The sequence below is a fragment of the Candidatus Obscuribacterales bacterium genome, from assembly GCA_036703605.1.
Classification (GTDB): Bacteria; Cyanobacteriota; Cyanobacteriia; order RECH01; family RECH01; genus RECH01.
In genome coordinates this window covers 1-3562 of sequence record DATNRH010001105.1, presented here as the reverse complement: position 1 = coordinate 3562, position 3562 = coordinate 1, and the positions used below count along the sequence as shown (strand labels likewise).

The 3562-nt window shown below is 53.2% G+C and carries 2 protein-coding genes; one reads left to right on the top strand and one right to left on the bottom strand.

Going from position 1 to position 3562, the window contains the following annotated elements:
* A partial coding sequence (locus tag V6D20_22935) for an ATP-binding cassette domain-containing protein (GenBank protein HEY9818636.1) occupies window positions 1–427 on the bottom strand: 427 nt, incomplete at its 3' end.
* A gap of 577 nt (window positions 428–1004) precedes the next feature.
* On the opposite strand from V6D20_22935, the gene V6D20_22930 reads away from it, so the two are divergent.
* A partial coding sequence (locus tag V6D20_22930; GenBank protein ID HEY9818635.1) for an EAL domain-containing protein occupies window positions 1005–3562 on the top strand: 2558 nt, incomplete at its 3' end.

The window sequence follows — 3562 nt, the reverse complement described above, 5'->3', positions numbered from 1 at the left end:
TCTTTTCAATGCGGGCTTCTAGACCGTAACCATCCAGGGACTCAAAGCGACGCTGCAGCCGATCCATCTCATGAATCAAATCATCCAGTTGCTGGGGATCCGCCGACTGCATCTGATGCTGCACATCTGTCAGCTTAAGCTGCACTCGATTGGCCTCATCAAACACCGTCCAAAATTCTTCCCGCACCGTCCGGCTGGGATCAACCTCAAATTCCTGGGTGAGGTGAGCAATATGCAAATTATTGGGACGAATCACCTCGCCAGCCGTGGGCGTTTCCTCTCCTGAAATAATCCGCAACTGGGTGGACTTGCCAGCCCCATTGACCCCTACCAAGCCAATGCGATCGCCTGTTTTCACCTCCCAGTTCACATCTTTGAGAACTTCACCCGTTGGATAAATTTTGCAGATATGTTCTAGACGCAGCATAGTGTTTCTCTGGTTTTCCGGAGGATTGGGTATAGCGGGCAAGCAGATCGGCAGGTGCAATCAACGAGTTGAGTGAGTCAGGATCAGCTTCGCCAAAATTATGACGATCACTTTACAATCCATTCTAGGCTATGGCGATCGCTCTATTGAGCTCTATTGATGAGACTGCCATGCCTTGGATCACCCCTTAGGACAGGATGTCTGTATTCCTAACTAGATTTCTAGCTAGATGGTTCCCAAACCAACAGCTTTGTTCCACCAGCCCGACGACGTAGTAGACCATTCTCAAGCTTCTATGAGACGCTAGACCTAAGGAACCTGGGATAATACAAATCAGACTTAGTACGTTAAGGAATCGCTGACTAGCGCTTTAATTGAGATACCCATGGGAGATATTCATCCATGGTGCATCGAGCAAGGACCTCAGGTAGGCACCACAACCTGAAGGTTGAACGACTTAGGGTCATCTGTCATCTACTGTCATCCCCAGCGATATTGCGATGTCATGGCGGGCTGTGAGCAGCAGCCCAGACCAAGACTGGTTAAAATCTAATACGTTTCGCGATCAGAGGAGATCATGGTGTCTACTAGCGATGTCAGCGACTATGACCAAGTCATGCGAACTCAGGCAGAGTCAGAGTTACGCCGGCAGGTGTCCAATTTACTGGCCCTGATTGAAAACACGCAAGATGCCGTGTGGTCGATTGACCCGCACTATACTATTACCACCCTAAACTTAGTCTTTCAGCAGCAGTTTGTGGCGGCCTATGGTCGTGATATTCAGGTTGGCATGAACCACCTAGACTGTCTGCCACCAGCAGAACGCGATCGCTGGCAGACCTACTATGATCAAGCTCTCAAGGGCGATCGCTTTACGGCCGAGTTCTACAGCGACGTAACAGGTATTCCTGCCCACAGCGAAGTTTCTTTCAACCCAATTCTAACCCCCAGTTGTCGGGTGGAGGGGGTAGCGGTGTTTAGCCGTAACATTAGCGATCGCAAACGGGCTGACCAAGCCCTGCTGGATGCCAAAGATCAGCTCCAGGCCGTTTTAGATGCCGTACCAGGCTGTGTGTCATGGTTTAGCTCCGACCTCACCTACCTGGGCATCAATCGCTACCTGGCCGCCACCTTTCAGCTCAATGCCGACTCGTTTATTGGCGAGAAGCTAGGGTTTATGGCCTCCAGCCCTGGCTTTGCCGAGTTTGTGAAACGCTTCTTTCAAAGTTCTTTGCAAGAGAGCAATGTAGAAATTGTCGCCACGGTCAATCATCAACCCCGCCACTATTTGATCGTGGCCCAGAAGTATCAGCAGGGAGAAGCCGCTGTCTTTGTGGGGCTAGATATCACCGAACGCAAGCGGGTGGAAGAGGCGCTGCTGGAAAGCCAGGAGCGCTATGCCTTAGCCGTGCGCGGGGCCAATGACGGTCTGTGGGACTGGAACTTGAAGACCTCTAGCATTTATTTTTCACCACGCTGGAAAACCATGCTGGGCTACCAAGAGCCCGATATCGGCAATACGCCCGACGAATGGTTCAATCGCGTGCATCCCGAAGAAGTGGATTGGCTGAAGGCCCAGCTTGCCGCCCATTTAGAGGGGCGATCGCCCAGCTTTGAAGTAGAACACCGGATGCGCCACCGCGATGGCTCTTACCGCTGGATGCTCAGTCGAGGGCTGGCCGTGCGGGATGGGCAACAGGTGGCCTATCGTATGGCTGGATCGCAAACCGATATTACCGAACGCAAACGGGCGGAGGAGCAGCTTTTACACGATGCCCTCCACGATAGTCTGACGGGGTTGTTTAACCGCGCCCTGTTCATGGATCGGCTCAGCCATGCCATTGAGCAGACTAAGCGGCAAGGACATTACCTCTTTGCTGTGCTGTTCCTAGATTTAGATAGCTTTAAGGTGGTCAACGATAGCCTCGGGCACATCATCGGGGATGAGCTGCTGGTGGCGATCGCCCGTCGCTTAGAAAGTTGCCTCCGCCCTGGCGATACCCTGGCCCGCCTTGGGGGAGATGAATTCACCATCCTGCTAGAAAATATTCAGGATCTCAGTGCCGCTACGCGGGTAGCCGACACCATTCATCAACAGCTTCAACAGCCCTTCACCCTGGGCGGACAAGACGTCTTTACCACCGTCAGTATCGGCATCGCCCTCAGTGATACGGGATGCGATCGCCCGGATGAACTGCTCCGCAACGCCGATACAGCCATGTATCGCGCCAAGTCGTTAGGACGTGCTCGCCACGAAATTTTCAACGTGGAAATGTACGATCGCGTCGTCGCCCGACTCAAACTAGAAACCGACCTACGGATGACCATTGCTGCCGGTCAAACTACCCCTACCCTGTTGAGTTATCCCACCAAAACCGCCGATGACGGTCAAGATTTTCAGATGCGCTATCAGCCCATCGTCTCGCTGTCCACAGGGTACATCATGGGTTTTGAGGCCCTCGTGCGCTGGCAGCATCCTAAACGAGGTCTGGTATCACCCGCAGAATTTATTCCGGTGGCAGAAGAGACAGGGCTGATTACCCAAATTGGTCACTGGACGCTGCGGGAAGCCTGCCGACAGTTGAAAATCTGGCAAGATCAGTTCGCCCAGATGAATCCTCTCTCCATGAGCGTCAATCTATCCAGTCGGCAGTTTTCCTCCAATGACCTGCTAGGGCAAGTCAAGCAAGCGATCGCTGATTTCCAACTCGCACCTCACACCCTCAAGCTAGAGATTACCGAAAGCGCCGTCATGGAAGATGCCCAAGTGGCCACCGCCATTTTGCGGCAGCTCAAGGATCTACACACCCAACTGTTGATTGACGACTTCGGCACCGGCTACTCATCCCTCAGCTACTTGCACCAATTTCCCATCGACACCGTCAAAATCGATCAGTCCTTTGTGCGCTGCATTGGCACCGAGAATGATGGAGAAGCGATCGTCCGCGCCATTGTTGGTCTAGCCCATAATCTAGGCATGACGGTGATTGCAGAGGGGATTGAAGACGCGCGGCAAATGGACTGCCTATGTCACTTCCAGGCAGAGTATGGCCAGGGCTACTTCTTTGCCAAACCGCTCACCGCCGAGGATGCCACCGCCATCTTGGCCGCCAATCCTTGCTGGAAGCCACGCCA